The organism is Actinomyces sp. S6-Spd3, from assembly GCF_000758755.1.
Lineage (GTDB): Bacteria > Actinomycetota > Actinomycetes > Actinomycetales > Actinomycetaceae > Pauljensenia.
The window spans coordinates 1-15,374 of sequence record NZ_JRMV01000196.1; the positions used below are offsets into that span (position 1 = coordinate 1).

Here is a 15,374-nt window from a genome sequence, read left to right on the forward strand (position 1 = left end):
CTCGCACGCTTATGCGTGCGAGGCGGACCGGTTCAGACCAGTGTCAGTTCATCTCAGACATCACAGTGCGACGTGATCCTCGACGGCTGCACGACCGGCCTCCAGACGTGCGACAGGCACGCGGAACGGCGAGCAGGACACGTAGTTGAGTCCAACCTGGTGGAAGAAGTGGATCGATGCGGGATCGCCACCGTGCTCACCACAGACACCGAGCTTGATATCCGGCTTGGTGGAACGTGCGCGACGCACGCCCTCGGCCACAACCGTGCCAACACCGTGAACATCGATTGACTCAAAGGGCGAGACACCAAAGATGCCACCCTCAATGTACTGCGGGAAGAACACGCCCTCGACGTCGTCGCGCGAGAAGCCCCACACGGTCTGGGTCAGGTCGTTCGTACCGAAGCTGAAGAAGTCGGCTTCCTCAGCCAGATCCTCGGCGGTCATGGCCGCACGCGGCAGCTCGATCATCGCGCCGATGGTCACGCCGGACAGGTCAACGCCCTTGTCAGCGGCAACCGAGGCGATGATCTGCTCGCCTTCCTCACGGATCAGCTGGAGCTCGCGCACCGAGCCAACCAGCGGAACCATGATCTCGGGACGCGGGTCCTTGCCATGGGCAACCAGCTCAGCGGCGGCCTCGCACAGTGCGCGCATCTGCAGGGCGAAGAGGCCAGGCAGGTAGATGCCCAGACGCACGCCACGCAGGCCCAGCATGGGGTTCTGCTCGTGGAAGCGACGCACGGTGACCAGCATTTCCTCATCCGCGGGATCAACGGTTCCGGCGGCCTTTGCGAGTGCAACCTTGACCTCGAGCTCGGTGAGTTGAGGCAGGAACTCATGCAGCGGCGGGTCAATCAAACGCACGGTCATCGACTTGCCGTCCATGACCTCGAGCATTGCCAGGAAGTCTTCCTTCTGCAGCTTCTCCAGGGCGTCGAATGCTTCCTGACGCTCAGCAGAGCCTTCCTCGGAGAGGATGACGCGCTCAACCAGCGGACGACGCGAGCCCAGGAACATGTGCTCGGTACGGCACAGGCCGATGCCCTGCGCACCGAACTCCAGCGCACGCTGCGAGTCCTCGGGGGTGTCGGCGTTGGCACGAACCTGCAGGCGACGCACCTCGTCGGCGTGGGTGAGGATGCGGTGGACGGCCTCGATCAGTTCGGAGGTACCGGGGTCGCCAGCTGCTGCAGCCAGGCCAGCTTCGAGGCCGTGGCTCAGGTAGGTGGTCACCGGGGAGTCGGTCACGGGGACCTCGCCCAGGAAGATTTCACCGGTCTGGCCGTCGATGGCGATAACGTCTTCACCGGTCAGGACGCGTCCTGCGACGGTCACGGTTCCGGCCTCGGCGTCGATCTCGAGAGCTTCAGCGCCACAGACACAGGTCTTGCCCATGCCACGCGCAACGACGGCGGCGTGGGAGGTCTTACCACCGCGGGCGGTCAGAACGCCCTCGGCTGCGACCATACCGGGCAGGTCGTCGGGGTTGGTTTCGCGGCGGACCAGCACGCACTTGACGCCTGCTGCTGCCGAGGCCTCGGCCTGAGCGTTGTTGAAGACGATGCGGCCAACGGCTGCGCCCGGGGAGGCGGCCATACCGCGAGCGATGAGTTCCTTAGAAGCAGAAGAGTCGAACTGCGGGAACATCAGCTGGGTGAGCTGGTCACCGGTCACGCGGCCCAGGGCCTCGTCGCGGGTGATGAGCTTTTCGTCGACCAGCTGGACGGCGACGCGGAAGGCGGCGGCAGCGGTACGCTTGCCGACGCGGGTCTGGAGCATCCACAGCTTGCCGCGCTCGATGGTGAATTCGATGTCGCACAGATCACGGTAGTGGGTTTCGAGCTTGTGCATGATTCCGCGCAGCTCGTCGTAGACCGGCTTGTTGATGTTCTCAAGGTCGGCCAGGGACAGGGTGTTGCGGATACCTGCAACGACGTCTTCGCCCTGTGCGTTCTCGAGGTAGTCGCCGTACACGCCCGAGTGACCGGTGGAGGGGTCGCGGGTGAAGCACACGCCGGTGCCGGAGTTTTCGCCCATGTTGCCAAACACCATGGTGCAGATGTTGACTGCGGTGCCCAGGTCGTGGGGGATGCGCTCACGACGACGGTAGATGCGAGCACGCTCGGTGTTCCAGGAGCGGAAAACTGCCTCGATGGCCATGTCCATCTGGGTGCGAGGATCCTGCGGGAATTCTTCGCCAGTTTGCTCGTAGACGATGGTCTTGAAGATATCGACCAGGTTCTTGAGGTCCTCAGCGTTGAGCTCGGTATCGCCCTTAACGCCGCGTTCCTTCTTCATGTTGTCCAGCGCGTCAGAGAAGAGGTCTCCGTCGATGTCCAGAACGGTCTTGCCGAACATCTGGACGAGGCGACGGTAGGAGTCCCACGCGAAACGCTCGTTGCCGGAAACTTCGGCCAGGCCGTGGACGGATTCGTCGTTCAGGCCGATGTTGAGGACAGTTTCCATCATGCCGGGCATAGAGAACTTTGCGCCCGAGCGGACGGAGACCAGGAGCGGATCCTTGGGATCGCCCAGCTTGCGGCCCATTTCTTCTTCGACCTTGCGAAGGGCGACGGTCACTTCAGTATCGAGACTCTCGGGGGCAGTGCCGTCGTGCAGGTAGACGCGGCATGCTTCGGTGGTGATAGTAAAACCGGGAGGAACGGGCAGACCGAGCTTCGTCATTTCCGCCAGGTTCGCACCCTTGCCTCCGAGCAAGTCCTTCATTGACTTGTCGCCCTCGGAGAAGTCATATACATACTTGACCATCTGGTCCCTCAACTTCCGTTGTTTTGGGGGGATACCCGTCCTCGGGTCCCTGTGTATTCACATAGTAACTAATGGAAAAGTGCCCTCCAAATGATACGGGCCACGCCGCGGAATCCCGCGAGGTGGCCCGTTCAGAATATGGTCAGCGTTTATCGGACGATGAATTCGACCAAGACGTTCTCTCCCAAGTCAATAACGTCACCATCGTTGAGTGCCACAGTGACGCGCGGAGGCACATCTTGAACGTTGCCGTTTGAGCTGCGAAGGAGCGTTCCATTGGCGCTTCCCAAGTCCATGAGCATCCAAGAACCAAATCCGCTGGGCATGACCGCGGCGTGCGAGCGCGAGATTTCGTTCGCGGGGCTGGGCACGCGCATGACGGTTGCGGCGGGGCGACCGGTGAGGACGCGCGCGTTGGGGTCGCGACCCAAGATGACATCGTGGGTGAGTTCGACGGGCGCGGCGCCCGCGTAGACCAGGTATCCGACGCTCGTGTGAGCGGAGTCGTCGCTCACGCGGCGCAGGACGGTTGCCCCTGTGTCCGCGTTGTCGAGTTCGAAGGCGGGTGCGAGCGGCCCCGCCGGCGTGTTTTCTTCGACTGCCGAGGCCTCAGCTGGGCTTTCCTCAACAACCGGGGCTTCCTGCGGGGTGACATCCGTCACTTCCACCACTTCCGCCTGAGGCTCTGCTTCAACCTGCGCCGGGGTTTCGCTAGCCACCGGGGCTTGTTCCTCTTCAGCGACCGGGAATTCCTGGGGAACTTCAGTCGCTTCGGGGGCCTGTTCAACCGACTGGCCGTGCTCGTAGGATTCAGCAGCCTCTTCCACTTGCGGAGCATCCGCGTAGGTTTCGGCGCCGGCGGGCTCTTGAGCAGCAGCTTCCTGCGCTGCAGCGTCTTGCATTGCAGCAAAAGCTTCGGAAGTGATGGTTGCTTCTAGGGCCTCGGGGCTGGTGTAGGCGGGTGCAGCTGCGGGAGAGAGCACAGCTTGCGTCGCGGCGACTTGGGCTCCTGCTGCAAAGTCCGAGGCGTCCTCGCTCTGGGCGTTATCCGCCTCGGGTTCGGGTGCCCACAGGTACTGCGGAGCCGGTTCGTTTGCGGGCTCCTCAACGGCGGTTTCGACGACGGGCTCAGCGATGGGTTCCCACACACTCTGCTGGGCCTCGGGTTCAGGGGTAGCGGCGGGCTCAACGGATTCTTCCTGCGCCTGCGGAGCTTCCTCGACGGGCTCGGGCGCGGCCTCGTGAGTGGATGCGGGGGCTGCAGAGAGCTCAGGCTCGACGGGGTAACCGACGCGGACCTGGCTGGCCTCGGCGGCTGTATCCGCAAAGTGCACCCACTGCTGGGAATCGTCAAAGGAGGACAAGGCGATGTCCATGATGGTCCACTCGCCGGGGACAAACTCCCACATGGACAGCGGGCCGCCCCAGGTGAAGGGGGTTTCGTAGCCGGGGGCGACGGCGCGCACGTTCGCGCTTCCACCAAGGGAGAGCAGCGGCACAGCGCCGCGCAGATCCATGTGAGCAAAGGGCAGTCCGGTGCTGGCAGCGTGGTTCACCCACGTTGCCAAGTCCTCGTTTGAATCGTTGACAAGGCGCTGAGCGGAATCGGCGAGCTCAGCGGGAACCAAGGCAAAGCCGAGGGGTCCGGCAACGATGAACCCACCGTTGCCGCGAACTGCATGGCGGCCCAATTGCAGCATGGAAAAACTCTTTTCTCTTATCGGGCGCGGCGCGCCGTCGTGACCGGGAGGGGCCTCACTGGGATACGTGGACGCACGCTCGCGCGTATGTCCCCATCGTAGCGGCTTCCCACAACCGATTGTGCACGGATGACAAGAGCGGTTGTGTTATCGCGAGTGCCTGCAGCCAAGGCCTGGTCAACCAAGGCGTTTGCGATTTCTTGCGGGGAAGCATCGTCACTGACCGCGGCGAGGATGTCTTCGTTGCTCAGAACTCCGTGGACTCCATCGGAGCAGACCAGGACAAGGTCGCCTTCGCACATGGGAGTGAGGACGTAGTCGGCCTGCGGGAGCTCGGGCATTGCGGCGCCGAGCGCTCGAGTGATGACATTCGAAGGGGGAAGAACAAGGTCTGCGCCTGTGCGCTGCGCGAATTCTTTTGCTTCTTGAAGGGCCGAGTGATCGGTCGTGAGCTGGACGATGCTGCCCTGGGCGATCAGGTAAGCGCGCGAATCGCCAATATTAAAGGTCAACCACTGGGGGCCGTCTTGGTCGATGGTGAGAGTCCCGCAGAGCGTGGTCCCCGGGGCCGCGGGGTCTCCCTCCTCCCCTAACGAGGCCACAGCCTGAGCTGCGTCGCGGATCGCGTCGACCAGCTCGGCAGGGTTGGGGTCGATGGCGGAGAGGGCCTCGGGACTGAGTGCGGTGGAGAGGACTTCCAGCGCGGTTGTCGAGGCGAGTTCGCCCTCGGTGTTTCCGCCCATCCCGTCTGCGACGGCGAAGAGGGGTTCTTGGACGAGCCAGGAGTCTTGGTTCGAGGAACGTACGGGGCCAATGTCACTGGTCGCACCCCACACGGTGCGGATCACGGTCCCACAGAGAGGAAGGTCCACAGTGCAACCTCCTTTGACGTACGTTCTCTTTTACGCGAAAATAATCCCATATATCGAAGGACTTGTGCACCTTTGAACGAAAACGCGTGTTTTCAGGTGCCAGGTAAGGTTGAGCTTCCCGTTTCCGGGTCGCACATGGGAGAAAGAGAGTTCCTATGGCCGCAGATGATGCCGTTGTCGGCATGGTCGAACAGATGCTGAAAGCGTCACAGGAAAATCTTGATGATTCTCGAAACGATTTCTCGCACGAAGCTCCTGCCGAACTCTCCTCTCTCAGCTTGACCCAGACATCCTCAAAGTGGGGAGTTGAGGAGGGGCCTGTTTCGGCGCGCCAACAATACACAGAGTCCATCTCTGACATGCAGAAACAGGTCACTCAGTGCAATACGGACCTCATCGCCTTCCTGAGCGGTGTCACGAAGACCCGAGAGAACTTTTCAGAAAACGAGCTCTCAAGTACCGAGGCAGTTACGTATCTCACTGAGCAGATCCTTGATTCATATGACGCAGCATCGAAGGTTTCTGCGACTGAAACCGGCGCCGCTATGATTTCTCAGGGGATGGCGCAAGGAATCGTGTCTTTCTTCTCTGGGAAGGCGACTGTCGCAGACATTGCCCAACAGGCCGGAGTCACCTTACCTTCCGGCAACACGACTTCTGCTGCGGCCGCCCCCGCACCTTCGACTGCTCCGACACCCCAATCTCAGGCGGCAGCTTTTGCAGCAGCTGGAACCCAGATTTTGACTGGACAAGGCGGTCCCCAGGCTGGGACGAATCCTTGGTCTACTTCTCAGAGCACTCCGCAAGTTCCTCCGATGCTCGCGCGCCCGACGCCTTCTTCAGTGCCAACGACACCTGCTTGGCCAACGTCGTCGACGCCAGACGATCCTTTCGGTGTGAATCTGCCCGGGCCTATCGATCAGAACTTGTATCACTAAATATGCCTTTCTGACGTATTCATCATTGAGGCTGCTCCGCTTAATCTTGTTCGTTCCCTTCAGAAAGACATCTCATGGTTTCTATGCCTGCGTCACCCCTCTACGATCGGTTGACGGACGTTTCCAAACTCGATTACTCCGACCCTGATGCCGGGATGATTTCAAAGGTTCAATCGCAAATCACCTCAATCCGGGAGTCGTGCACAACCTTCACGCAAAACACCGGACTCCAGGGTGCTACTCAAGCGGCAATGACACAGTGGGTCGCTGATTTCCATGCAAAATTGGACGCCCTTGAGGCTCGCCTGCAGGCAGTAAGCACTGCGCACACCGAAGCCCGCGCTGCAATGACAACTGCCAAATCCACGCATGGAACGCTGAGCCCAGAGCTTCTTCACCCCTCTGATTACGCAGCCGCCCGGCATCTCGCTGGCGGAGAGCCCAATGCTGCCGAGATTCAGCGCGAGTACCTCGAGAACCTTGCTGTTCAGCGCAATACGCAGCGTGAAGCTGCTGCTCAGGCAGCTCTGGATACTATGAACAGCGGCGTCCACTCAGCCTCGTCTGGTTTTTCGCAAGAGGCAGCGGATGCGAATGCTGCAAAGAATTCCGGCGGCGCACCCGACAACAATGGTTCGGCTGGGAACAACGCTCCTGCTGGGCGAGGCCCGTCGGGTCGTGGAGCTGCTCCTTCAGCTGCCACCGGCGGCCCAATTGCTGGAGTGACCACGCTTCCCTCTGTCTCCCCCTCGTCCTCCATTTTGGCGGGAGTGGACGTGACGACCATGCCGGTCGGCGGGTACATGACGGCAGATGGCCCTGTTGGCGGCCATATCCCTGCTCCCGTCACCGATGCTAATGATCCCCGTTGGCGTGATGATTACGATCCTTTCGGGCAGTCATCTCGTTCTAAGAACCTGGCTATTACGGGTGGCGCTCTTTCAACGGGCGGCGTTCTGGCTGGCCTTGGTCGAATGTCAAGCATGACGACCTCGGTCGGGAGCTCCATGGGTGCTCTTGCTTCTCGTGCTGCCTCGTCCCAGTTCGGGACGGTCCCGGCGGGTGGCCAGCTTGCGCCGTCGACCAGTGCACGCCTGTCATCTTCGAACATGGTTTCGCGAGTGCTCAACGATCTCGAACGAGGCGCTCTGACCCCTCGTGGCACTGCCCAGGCTGGAAACTGGGGTAACGCAGCTCGAGTTGCCAATGCTGGCGCTCCGCCGGCAACTGGTGCTGCTCGGACGGGTTCTGGTTTCCCGCGTGGAATTGGCGCTCCCGGTGCTACCGGGGCTGCTGGTGCAGGTACTTCGGCTCAGGGCGGGGCTGCTTCAACGAACCGCGCTGCGACCATGTCAGCGCGCGCACGCGCTGCAGCGAGCATCCGTCCTGCCGGCGGTGCGGCTACCGGTACGACGGGAGCAACCGGGGCAACAGGCTCGGCTGCGAGCGCCTCGAAGACTGGAACTGCCGGAGCAAAGGGCGCGGCAGGCAGCGCGAAGGGAACTTCGGCGGCGGCTGGTGCACGGACTGCTGGCGCAGGTTCTCGCGGGGCAACGACCGCTCAGGGCACGGCATCTGCCTCTACGCGCGGTGGTGCCTCCTCTGCAAAGGGAGGAGCGGCTGCTTCTGCTAAGGGTGCTGCTTCCGCTGCGAAGGCGGGAAGCTCATCGGCTTCTACCGGTGTGAAGGGCAGCGCCGCAACTGCTGGCGGAAACGCGGCAGCCGGAGCTTCGGCTGGACGCGCGGCTTCTTCGGCTATGGGACGTGGTGCTTTGGGTGGCATTCCTGCTGCTACTGCTTCGAAGGAAGAGAAGGAGCGCGCAAAGCGCCAGGCGCTGGCGGGCTTCAAGGCCGTTCGCGTGGATGGCGTTGAGGAGCAGGTTCCTGTGGCCGCTGGGCTTTCGGCTGGTAGTGCTGCTGCATTGAAGCCGGTTGCCGCACGCGATCAGGGCGACCAGTGGTAAGAGAATGAACGTGAGGGGCACGAGACTGAAGTCTCGTGCCCCTTTTCATTTCCCGTCGAGAACTTCGTCGGTATATCGTGAAGTGTGTTTCCCTATGGAGGAGGAAAAATGAAGGTTTTCACTGTCGAATACCACTACGTCACTGACCGTGACGAGGAGATGGCCGAGATCCGCCCCACGCACCGCGCGTTTAATGGCGAGCTAGCAGCCAAGGGCCGTCTGATTGCGGCAGGCCCCTACACCGGTACGCATGATGCGTTGATCATTGTGCGCGCCGAGGATGCTGCCGGCGCTCTGGAGCTCTTGGAAGCCGACCCGTTTAATCAGGTCGGTTTCATCGCCGAGCGTATCCCCCGTGAGTGGAACCCCGTGATCGGGAGTATTCCGGCGGAGGGGTAAAACAGGAGTAGCAGGGCTAGCGCTATTCACTCAACGCATGAGCAAGAAGCTGTGGGGGCGGGGGGGTCTAAGACCACTCGCCCCCACAGGTTCCACCTTTTTGTGGTTCGTTATTTTCTACAGTTCTCCACAAAGGTATTTGCTGCTTTGGCATTTTCAGCGTTTGCTCCAGTAAGCTCAGCAAAACTCGAGATATTTTTACTGTCAAGGAATGTGCGCAGGTGTCCTCGTTCTTCAGATGTCATCTGGCTATATGCTGGTACAGAGCCATCCTCCCTAACATCATCCGGATATTGTTTAGCGAACTCCACCAGTAATTCTTCTTTCGACATTCCTGCAGTATTCGGCCATTCCGAACGGGCCATGAACGCTGATTTCACTTCTGCGTTCAGCTTTTCTCCAATCTCCGCATCCACCTTAAACTCGGCATCGGCACGCCGCTGAATATCCTCCGCGCTAAATTCCGTCGGAAGATACTTTTCATACAGCGGATCTTTCCAAATACCCTCAGCAAAGGTCTTTGCCACACTGAGCCCAGGACCAACAACGGGAATTTTATCAACGGGAACCACAGACAAGGCGAAATCGATCGCCGCTCGGTGCTCGGCATTTGTCCGCTGCTCAGCTTCGGTCAAAGCAGTACCTGCATCTGTCGGTGCAGTGTCAATGCCATTGATCAAAATATCCCAGCCTTGAGTATTTGAGTTGAAGTTATTGATCCAGTCCTTCCCATTCGAGCCATAGTCAGCGCCAACGAGGTTTCGAACCTCCGTCGAATACCCCATCCATGCAGCATCGGATAGATTCTGATAAGCGGCACGATCATGCGTGAGGTCCGCTAAGAAACCAGTCTTTGAATAGAGTTGCCTTACCTGCTCCGCCGAAAGGTTCATCATTGAGTAACCGCTCTGAGGATTTATCGAATGACCAGTATCCATCCCCACAAAATTCGCTTGATTAGACAAATACGCCAGATCATCAACACGCTGGGCGACAACGGTTCCCAACCAAGATCGGAGCTTCGGGTTAGAGTTCCCGAATACATCTTCTCCGGTCGATGTCTTATCCGCATTATGGTTGAGGCCGTCTTCGTAACCACCGAGGAAATTCTCTGCAACCCGCGCCCTTAGCTGGTCATCAGCTTGCCACTCAAGATAGCCTGGATCACTCGGAGATAATGGTTTTGCGGTCCGTGCGGAAGCGTCGTTGACCATATCACCAAAGGCATCTCCTCCATCGATATAGGCTAACCCTCCGTTCGCTGCTAGGCCTCGCCAACCAGTGAGATAGCGTGTCATATTCATCTTCCCGGATTTTGAGGGCTGGATAACCTCGATCCCACCCTCATCCTCAGGACCGTCAGAGGCAAGCACGTACCTCAACGCAGCAAGACGTTTATCCTCATATTGTTGTAGTACGTCATCCGAGTTCCCGTGCAGATAATCAGGGGTATCTGACAAAGTGAAAATATTCTGGAGCGGATCAAGATAACCCATGGTGTCTCTATTACCATGCTCGTACGGGACTAAATTCATTCGCCAAGCAGATCCCGTGTAGTTTTCTGTAGCGCGAGAACCTGCTCCAACCTCGTAATCCCAAGCAACCATATCTTCAAATACCGACTTAATATGGAGTTCCGGGTGATCAGGGTCAGGTTTTGGATCTAGTGGATCATGATAGAAACCAGGCCCCAGAGTTAGTGATGTATTTTCACGCCCTGCTTGGCCCATAATCTGGCCTGCGATGTCGTAGCCATCCATCGTGAATTCAGGGGTAGCGTTATCGTATCCCGGAGGGGCGAATTGCTTCCGTCCAGTTTCTTTCAGCTCGTTCAGAGTCTGCTGAGTTGTTCCATCGATCCTCTGACCGTTTTCACCGACTAGTCCGCCCGAAACAGTATCGAATATCTTCTGATTCTCTCGATTACTGTCAGATAGGTTAGCACCACCTGTCGCTAGTGCGAGTGCTGTACCAAGATTTTTATTAAAGGTATAGCTTGGATCTTTAGGGTCCTGACCGGCTAAAGTCCCGGCATTAAGCACTGCTGCATAGAGCTCGTCAGTAGACACTCGCTGTTTTAACGCATAAGCGTAGAACGGGTTTTCAAGAAGATCGCCCCATTTTTCGTTGAACTCCTTAATATCTTGCGCAGTCATTGGCTGGTTCTTCAGTACTTCAGCCATCTGTTCGGCCTGGACTTGAGCATCCTCCCATTGCTCCGCGCCAGCCAGAAGAGGGGTGTCTGAGCCGAAAAGATTAACGCCTACCACACTTCGCCCTCCAGCGCCCGCTTCATCGGAGACTATTGGCTCACGAGCAGCATTAATATTGTCGGCTGCAGTTTGAGCGGCGTCATCCAACTCGTTCAATCGTTTCACATAGCGTGCACGGATATCGTCTTGCGCCGTTGTAAGTACCCCTGATGCATTATTATAGGCTTCATCGCGGTCAGCACTTCTCGAACGCAGTAGCCCATTCGAGTCCCGGTACATGTCCGAACCACCGCCATACAAGTACGGTTGCAGGACTCCAGGGCCATGAGCTTCATAAGCAGCATCCGCTTCTTCGATAGCCTTGTTGTAGTCTTGAACTGCCTTGTCCCATTCATTCTGCAGCCCCGTAACGTCGGAAATTGCAGAATTTACCGCACTACCCCACTCATTAAGCGCGGTTGCCGCTGGCGAGAACGCCTCTGACAAAGTAACGGTCTTCTCGCCGAGTTTCTGAATCTCAGTAGAGGCCGCATCGGCCGCTGCTCCTGTCCATTCTTCAGGCGGCAAGGATCTGTTCTGAGCCACTTGTGTGTTACCAATTGCAGTACCTTGCCGATTGATATCAGTGGCGATTGCCTCTGCGGACATCGCAACTCGAGGGACCTGCGGAAGGGCTTCCGCCCCACTTCTTACATCAGCCATATCAGAAATACTCCCCCACGCCTAGACGTGAAGCTGCTGTACGCGTTGCTTCACGATTGTATGTTTCTGTTGAATCAGCATCTTCAGAATAACTGGCAATACCAGAGCCAAGAAGCGAGCATGCATCAGAGTACTCAAGAACTGCCATACTCATATAGTCACGAAACTTATCCAGAGCTGCACGTAGCGCGGCAACGCCAGCGTTGTCCCCCTCTGGGAGATCAACCGCCACTCCATATGTATTAAGTTTGCCCACTGCTGCGCCGACCTGTCCAAGATCTTCAGCATCTGTCCATTGACTCTTCATCGCAATGCCCAGAGCATAGCGATCGAAGCTAATATTCGTCATTTGAACCTCTCAATGTTCGGACACGCGCAGCGCGGATCACCATCGGTCACAAGTTACCGTTAAAGAATAACATTTCAACCTTAACAGATACTAAAAAGGGTGTTGCCTGCAGGAAAATCCCACAGGCAACACCAACCAGAATTCGCACAGCTTATTGGCAGCTAGCTTGCCTTACTTCCCCTTCGGACGCGAAACTGCTCCATCTTGTTCGGCATCCTGCTGCACCTGATACTGATGATCAAGAACATCATGGAAATCACTATCGATTCCCTTGAAGTAACCATCAACTGTTGCGCGCTCGTCGTCAGTTAACGAGTCATAAGGCTTGATAGTGCCGTCCTGCTTAACGAATGAGAAGCCCTTATTTGCCAGTCCTTGGCTACCAGGCGACACATCCACCGTGCCTCCACGCTCAGTCCAATGCGGCGAGTCATACATCGCGCGCGTCAGACCGCGCTGCATAAGCTCGTGTGCAGATTTGTTTGTATCGTGGCGTCCCTCATCCCAAACCTTTGACTCATTATCGGTCGGCCACCATGCGTCTTCACCTGCACCAGCAGCAGACTTGATCGCATGCTGCAGCAAGTCTCCACCAACGGGAACCTTACTACTCGCATAGTCTGATCCCTTGTCGACAATGAAATCGACAATCTTACGCGCTTCTTCGTTTGACTTATCAAGTGCGCGTGCGACTTCCACGTTCTTGTCTGAGTGCGCATCGAAGGTTTCCTGGATCAGCTCAGTCCAGATGTCAGTAGTGCGGTTAACCCTTGACATACGAACGCCATAGTCTGGCTCTTCCATCGCCTGAGCAACACCGTCCATGTAACCGGTGTAGGCGGCAACCTGAACTGCCTTCAGGGCCGGCATACGCCCACCCACATACCTATCGTCCAAGGGGTTGCCATTATCGTAATGGCTGTCCTTGATAACTTCCGGCTGGTCAAAGGCAAGGTCTTGGAGCAAACCACCCGGTCCTTTAAAGCGATCGACCATGTCTCGACTGAAACGCATATGCGCCGTGTGATTTTCACCCATTCGGGATCCAGCCTGCATTCCAGTCGATGAGTTATTGTGCATCTGATCGGCCAAATCAGCTGCGTAAGGCGAAATAATCGATCCCATCCACGAACGCAAGCGCGAATTGTGGTTGCCGTAAATGTCTTCACCTTGCTTGGTCTTATCTTCGACCCCGCTACCCCATCCACCAGAGTTATCGCGAGATAGGCCATCCTGATAACCGGCCATAGTATTCGCCGCGATCGTCGGCCGCGCACGAGCGTCACGTTCCCAAATATCGTGAGCAGCCTTAAACTGCTTCTGATCCGGGTCGTCAGGGAAATCACCGGCCACGGGCTCAGCTGCACTAGCAGTGTGAGGATTAGAGGCATCGTTCAGCATGCTGCCAAGCGCATCGCCCCCATCGACGGTTCCAAGGAACGCCCCGGGTCCACCTTGATTTCGATTACCAGTCAGATAACGAGCGACATTAATCGGTCCATCTTTACCCGCACCATCAGGAAGGTCAACATCGAAGGGGGTATCCCCATCGAGGAAGCTTCGCAAATACATCAACCTGGCAGTTTCAGCCTTTTGCATAGACGCGGGCCCAGCTCCGTCCTGCAAGGCATCGGGAGTATCCGACAGCATGTACAGGCTTTGCATCGGGTCCAGAGCATAACCACGAGCGCTAGCATCGTCCTTCGTCATCGCAATCAACGAATAACGCGAAACGTCATCAGCAACACCCCCATACAGGGAGTTATAGCCGCGTTGAGCTTGATGATCATAGGCCATAATGTCGGACGCAAGAGAAGTCTCCCCCGGGGCGGCATGGTAAACCCCTGCGCCCAAAGTGAGGTCTGGATTCTTCGCTGCAGCATATCCCGTCAATTGGGTAAAGACGTCAAAGCCGTTGAACTGCGCAGTGGCTCCTTGCCCCGGGAAGCGCTCATAAGACTGGCTTCCAGTCTCCTTGAAGTCAGCAATATTGTTCGCTTCCATCTGAGCAATCGTCGTCGTACCATCAACGCCACGGAGACCAGCCCTTACTGTCTGATACGCCGCATTAGTATCAATAGCCCCTGCACTGGCATCGAAACCACCGGTCGCAAGAACCATAGCGCTGCCAACTGATGCCATCAGTTGGTTACGTGTTCCTCCCGAGTCGTACTCATCTTGAGGTGTGCCCGCCGCATTAATCGCCAGCCTATTGAGCACATCGGAGAAGTTTGCGTCTTTACCGTGCTTCGCGCGGTAAGCGTCAGCCAGAGCTTGGACCCAGTAAGGGTTCTGCAGTTTATCGCCCCATTTTTCTTGAAGCTTCTTGACCTGCTCCTCGGTCAAAGGCTTATCAGAATTTGCTGCTTTCTCAATATCGTCGCGCATATCGGGTGCGTGATCGCGAGCATACTCCCACTCCGCGGCACCATCGGAAATAGGCATATCAGCACCGAAGAGTGCAGCACCGACCGCAGCACGCCCACCCTTCACCGCATCGGGCGAGATCTTGTCATCCGAAGCTTTCTGAATTGCGGTCGCAGCCGTCTTTGCAGCCTCATCAAGCTGGTGAATTTCGTCGTTATACGACTTCTTCAGCGGAGCTTGCGCAGAAGACAGAGTCTCACGTGCTGCCTTGCGATCTGGAGCAGGATTGTATTCCTTGTCCGAGTCAGCTTGCGCCTTAATCTCGGCCATCCTCTGCTTGTAGGTTGTAATTGCATCATCCCACTGCTGCTGGAGGCCCTCGATCGTCTGAATACCCTGGTTATTGCGATCTTCCCAGGTTTTCAGTGAATTCGCGGGACCGGGGAAAGCTCCGGCAAGATCCGAAAGCTTCCCACCCAATGTCTGGATTTCAGCGGAAGCCGCATCTGCAGCTTTGCCGGTCCACGATTCAGGGGGAATCGAGGCGTTTTGAACAGCCTGAGTCTGCGTTAAAGCCGTACTAATTGCGGTCCAGTGGGATGCAACCTCCGGTGCCATTGGTACAGGCTTGGGAGACTCAAGGGCAGTTGCGCCCGGGCGAAGATCAATGCTCATTTATCCCACTCCACTCCGAGCCTAGCAGCGCGTTCCTGATTGTATTTTTCGGTACTGTCAAAATTCGCTGACGCGCCCTTTGTGGCCGACCCAAGATTTGACGCCGCATCCGAATACTCGAGAATGACCATGGACATTGCCTTATTGAAGGCATCCACAGCAGACGTGAGTTCCTGCGGACCCGAGCCGCCAGGACCAGGAAGAGAAACGGCCACACCAGATGAAGAGATGCGTCCCGCAGACGCACCAATCTGCGCTAGAGAGTCAGCATCCTGCCATTGATTCTTTTCGACGACGCCGATCGCCTCGCGGTCGAAAGTGATCTTATCTGCCACAGTTCACAGCTTTCCGTTGTGACCGGCCACACCAGCACGTGAAACGCGCAAACCCTGCCCGGTCAGCGAACTTACCAGGCGACAAGTT

General features: G+C 57.6%; 10 protein-coding genes. 3 read left to right on the top strand and 7 right to left on the bottom strand.

Annotated elements, in window-relative coordinates; translation table 11 throughout:
- Positions 1-60: 60 nt before the first annotated feature.
- The 3 genes from ppdK to HMPREF1627_RS01150 form a co-directional block, all read right to left on the bottom strand.
- Positions 61-2,772, bottom strand: a complete 2,712-nt coding sequence (gene ppdK / locus HMPREF1627_RS01140) for a pyruvate, phosphate dikinase (RefSeq protein ID WP_034500413.1) — start codon at positions 2,770-2,772, stop codon at positions 61-63.
- Between the two features lie 149 nt (positions 2,773-2,921).
- Entirely contained in the window at positions 2,922-4,472 is a 1,551-nt protein-coding gene (locus HMPREF1627_RS01145) for an FHA domain-containing protein (RefSeq protein ID WP_034500414.1), read from the bottom strand.
- A gap of 17 nt (positions 4,473-4,489) precedes the next feature.
- Positions 4,490-5,344, bottom strand: coding sequence for a PP2C family protein-serine/threonine phosphatase (locus tag HMPREF1627_RS01150; RefSeq protein ID WP_052040777.1), 855 nt, complete (start codon positions 5,342-5,344; stop codon positions 4,490-4,492).
- 155 nt (positions 5,345-5,499) lie between these two features.
- On the opposite strand from HMPREF1627_RS01150, the gene HMPREF1627_RS09945 reads away from it, so the two are divergent.
- The 3 genes from HMPREF1627_RS09945 (at position 5,500) to HMPREF1627_RS01165 (ending at position 8,645) form a co-directional block, all read left to right on the top strand.
- The gene (locus HMPREF1627_RS09945) at positions 5,500-6,282 is read left to right on the top strand and encodes a hypothetical protein (RefSeq protein ID WP_052040778.1); all 783 of its coding nucleotides are present in this window, start codon (positions 5,500-5,502) and stop codon (positions 6,280-6,282) included.
- Between the two features lie 83 nt (positions 6,283-6,365).
- On the top strand, positions 6,366-8,246 hold the full coding sequence (locus HMPREF1627_RS01160) for a hypothetical protein (RefSeq protein WP_234305185.1): 1,881 nt from the start codon (positions 6,366-6,368) through the stop codon (positions 8,244-8,246).
- Positions 8,247-8,354: 108 nt separating this feature from the next.
- Positions 8,355-8,645, top strand: coding sequence for a YciI family protein (locus HMPREF1627_RS01165; RefSeq protein ID WP_034500416.1), 291 nt, complete (start codon positions 8,355-8,357; stop codon positions 8,643-8,645).
- 110 nt (positions 8,646-8,755) lie between these two features.
- On the opposite strand, the gene HMPREF1627_RS01170 is transcribed toward HMPREF1627_RS01165, so the two are convergent.
- The 4 genes from HMPREF1627_RS01170 to HMPREF1627_RS01190 all read right to left on the bottom strand — a co-directional run bounded on the left by HMPREF1627_RS01170 (position 8,756) and on the right by HMPREF1627_RS01190 (position 15,286).
- On the bottom strand, positions 8,756-11,560 hold the full coding sequence (locus HMPREF1627_RS01170; RefSeq protein WP_034500417.1) for a putative T7SS-secreted protein: 2,805 nt from the start codon (positions 11,558-11,560) through the stop codon (positions 8,756-8,758).
- A 1-nt stretch (position 11,561) separates the two neighbouring features.
- Positions 11,562-11,909: a hypothetical protein gene (locus HMPREF1627_RS01175; protein WP_034500418.1), complete on the bottom strand. Its 348-nt coding sequence runs from the start codon at positions 11,907-11,909 to the stop codon at positions 11,562-11,564.
- 171 nt (positions 11,910-12,080) lie between these two features.
- Complete coding sequence (locus HMPREF1627_RS10680; RefSeq protein WP_234305186.1) at positions 12,081-14,951, bottom strand: hypothetical protein; 2,871 nt, start codon at positions 14,949-14,951, stop codon at positions 12,081-12,083.
- Positions 14,948-15,286 carry a hypothetical protein gene (locus tag HMPREF1627_RS01190; RefSeq protein ID WP_034500419.1) on the bottom strand — a complete coding sequence of 113 codons (339 nt, stop codon included), beginning with the start codon at positions 15,284-15,286 and terminating at the stop codon, positions 14,948-14,950. The genes HMPREF1627_RS10680 and HMPREF1627_RS01190 overlap by 4 nt, the downstream gene beginning before the upstream one ends.
- Positions 15,287-15,374: the final 88 nt, after the last annotated feature.

Excerpts from the sequence above, each read along its gene's own strand:
- ppdK (WP_034500413.1), bottom strand. The coding sequence starts at position 2,772 with ATGGTCAAGTATGTATATGACTTCTCCGAGGGCGACAAGTCAATGAAG.
- HMPREF1627_RS01160 (WP_234305185.1), top strand. The coding sequence starts at position 6,366 with ATGCCTGCGTCACCCCTCTACGATCGGTTGACGGACGTTTCCAAACTC.
- HMPREF1627_RS09945 (WP_052040778.1), top strand. The coding sequence starts at position 5,500 with ATGGCCGCAGATGATGCCGTTGTCGGCATGGTCGAACAGATGCTGAAA.
- HMPREF1627_RS10680 (WP_234305186.1), bottom strand. The coding sequence starts at position 14,951 with ATGAGCATTGATCTTCGCCCGGGCGCAACTGCCCTTGAGTCTCCCAAG.
- HMPREF1627_RS01145 (WP_034500414.1), bottom strand. The coding sequence starts at position 4,472 with ATGCTGCAATTGGGCCGCCATGCAGTTCGCGGCAACGGTGGGTTCATC.
- HMPREF1627_RS01165 (WP_034500416.1), top strand. The coding sequence starts at position 8,355 with ATGAAGGTTTTCACTGTCGAATACCACTACGTCACTGACCGTGACGAG.
- HMPREF1627_RS01175 (WP_034500418.1), bottom strand. The coding sequence starts at position 11,909 with ATGACGAATATTAGCTTCGATCGCTATGCTCTGGGCATTGCGATGAAG.
- HMPREF1627_RS01170 (WP_034500417.1), bottom strand. The coding sequence starts at position 11,560 with ATGGCTGATGTAAGAAGTGGGGCGGAAGCCCTTCCGCAGGTCCCTCGA.